Genomic DNA, 2,950 nt, shown 5'->3' on the forward strand with positions numbered 1-2,950 from the left:
GGTCGACTTTCTAATGGTTAAGTTAGAAAGGGCGCACGGTGGATGCCTTGGCACTAGGAGCCGAAGAAGGACGGCACTAACACCGATATGCTTCGGGGAGCTGTAAGTGAGCGATGATCCGGAGATTTCCGAATGGGGGAACCCCCTGCCCGTAATGGGGCAGGATCCATGTGTGAATTCAATAGCACATGAGAAGGCAGACCCAGGGAACTGAAACATCTAAGTACCTGGAGGAACAGAAAGCAAATGCGATTCCCTGAGTAGCGGCGAGCGAAACGGGAACAGCCCAAACCAAGAGGCTTGCCTCTTGGGGTTGTAGGACACTCAATACGGAGTTACAAAATCAACGGTTAAGCGAAGCGACCTGGAACGGTCCGCGACACGAGGTAACAGCCCTGTAGCTGAAAATCGTTGATCTCCTGAGTGGATCCTGAGTACGGCGGAACACGTGAAATTCCGTCGGAATCCGGGAGGACCATCTCCCAAGGCTAAATACTACCTAGTGACCGATAGTGAACCAGTACCGTGAGGGAAAGGTGAAAAGCACCCCGGAAGGGGAGTGAAACAGATCCTGAAACCGTGTGCCTACAACTAGTCAGAGCCCGTTCATGGGTGATGGCGTGCCTTTTGTAGAATGAACCGGCGAGTTACGATTGCATGCAAGGTTAAGGCGCGAAGCCGGAGCCGCAGCGAAAGCGAGTCTGAACAGGGCGAGTGAGTATGCAGTTGTAGACCCGAAACCAGGTGATCTACCCATGTCCAGGGTGAAGGTAAGGTAACACTTACTGGAGGCCCGAACCCACGCACGTTGAAAAGTGCGGGGATGAGGTGTGGGTAGCGGAGAAATTCCAATCGAACCTGGAGATAGCTGGTTCTCTCCGAAATAGCTTTAGGGCTAGCCTCAAGATTGAGAATCCTGGAGGTAGAGCACTGTTTGGACTAGGGGCCCATCCCGGGTTACCGAATTCAGACAAACTCCGAATGCCAGTGATTTATGCTTGGGAGTCAGACTGCGAGTGATAAGATCCGTAGTCAAGAGGGAAACAGCCCAGACCACCAGCTAAGGTCCCCAAATATCCGTTAAGTGGAAAAGGATGTGGCGTTGCTTAGACAACCAGGATGTTGGCTTAGAAGCAGCCATCATTTAAAGAGTGCGTAATAGCTCACTGGTCGAGTGACACTGCGCCGAAAATGTACCGGGGCTAAACGGATTACCGAAGCTGTGGATGGACATCGAAGATGTCCGTGGTAGGAGAGCGTTCTAAGGGCGTTGAAGCGGGACCGGAAGGACTCGTGGAGCGCTTAGAAGTGAGAATGCCGGTATGAGTAACGAAAGACGGGTGAGAATCCCGTCCACCGAATGCCTAAGGTTTCCTGAGGAAGGCTCGTCCGCTCAGGGTCAGTCGGGACCTAAGTCGAGGCCGATAGGCGTAGACGATGGACAACAGGTTGATATTCCTGTACCACCTCCCCGCCGTTTGAGCAATGGGGGGACGCAGAAGGATAAGGCGAGCGCGCCGTTGGTTGAGCGCGTCCAAGCCGTGAGGCGGGAAATGAGGCAAATCCCATTTCCGCAAACGTCAAGCGGTGACGGCAAGGGGAAATATCCCCGGAGTCCCTGATTTCACACTGCCAAGAAAAGCCTCTAGCGAGGCGGGAGGTGCCCGTACCGCAAACCGACACAGGTAGGCGAGAAGAGAATTCTAAGGTGAGCGAGTGAACTCTCGTTAAGGAACTCGGCAAAATGACCCCGTAACTTCGGGAGAAGGGGTGCTCTGGTAGGGTGAATAGCCCGAGAGAGCCGCAGTGAATAGGCCCAGGCGACTGTTTAGCAAAAACACAGGTCTCTGCCAAACCGTAAGGTGACGTATAGGGGCTGACGCCTGCCCGGTGCTGGAAGGTTAAGGGGAGTGCTTAGCGCAAGCGAAGGTGCGAACTGAAGCCCCAGTAAACGGCGGCCGTAACTATAACGGTCCTAAGGTAGCGAAATTCCTTGTCGGGTAAGTTCCGACCCGCACGAAAGGCGTAACGATCTGGGCACTGTCTCAACGAGAGACTCGGTGAAATTATAGTACCTGTGAAGATGCAGGTTACCCGCGACAGGACGGAAAGACCCCGTGGAGCTTTACTGTAGCCTGATATTGACTTTTGGTGCAACTTGTACAGGATAGGTAGGAGCCTTTGAGCCCGGAGCGCCAGCTTCGGGGGAGGCGTCGGTGGGATACTACCCTGGTTGTATTGAAATTCTAACCCGCACCCCTGATCGGGGTGGGAGACAGTGTCAGGCGGGCAGTTTGACTGGGGCGGTCGCCTCCTAAAGAGTAACGGAGGCGCCCAAAGGTTCCCTCAGAATGGTTGGAAATCATTCGCAGAGTGTAAAGGCACAAGGGAGCTTGACTGCGAGACGGACAGGTCGAGCAGGGTCGAAAGACGGGCTTAGTGATCCGGTGGTTCCGCATGGAAGGGCCATCGCTCAACGGATAAAAGCTACCCCGGGGATAACAGGCTTATCTCCCCCAAGAGTCCACATCGACGGGGAGGTTTGGCACCTCGATGTCGGCTCATCGCATCCTGGGGCTGTAGTCGGTCCCAAGGGTTGGGCTGTTCGCCCATTAAAGCGGTACGCGAGCTGGGTTCAGAACGTCGTGAGACAGTTCGGTCCCTATCCGTCGCGGGCGCAGGAAATTTGAGAGGAGCTGTCCTTAGTACGAGAGGACCGGGATGGACACACCGCTGGTGTACCAGTTGTTCCGCCAGGGGCATCGCTGGGTAGCTATGTGTGGCCGGGATAAGTGCTGAAAGCATCTAAGCACGAAGCCCCCCTCAAGATGAGATTTCCCATTGCGCAAGCAAGTAAGATCCCTCAAAGACGATGAGGTAGATAGGTTCGGGGTGGAAGCGCGGCGACGCGTGCAGCTGACGAATACTAATCGATCGAGGACTTAACCAA

Annotated in this window: 1 rRNA gene; it reads left to right on the top strand. The window is 54.6% G+C overall.

The features are described from left to right. Positions 1-15 precede the first annotated feature (15 nt). Positions 16-2,950, top strand: a 23S ribosomal RNA gene (locus AC3AQ9_RS20525).

Source organism: Planococcus sp. VCh962 (assembly GCF_057748275.1).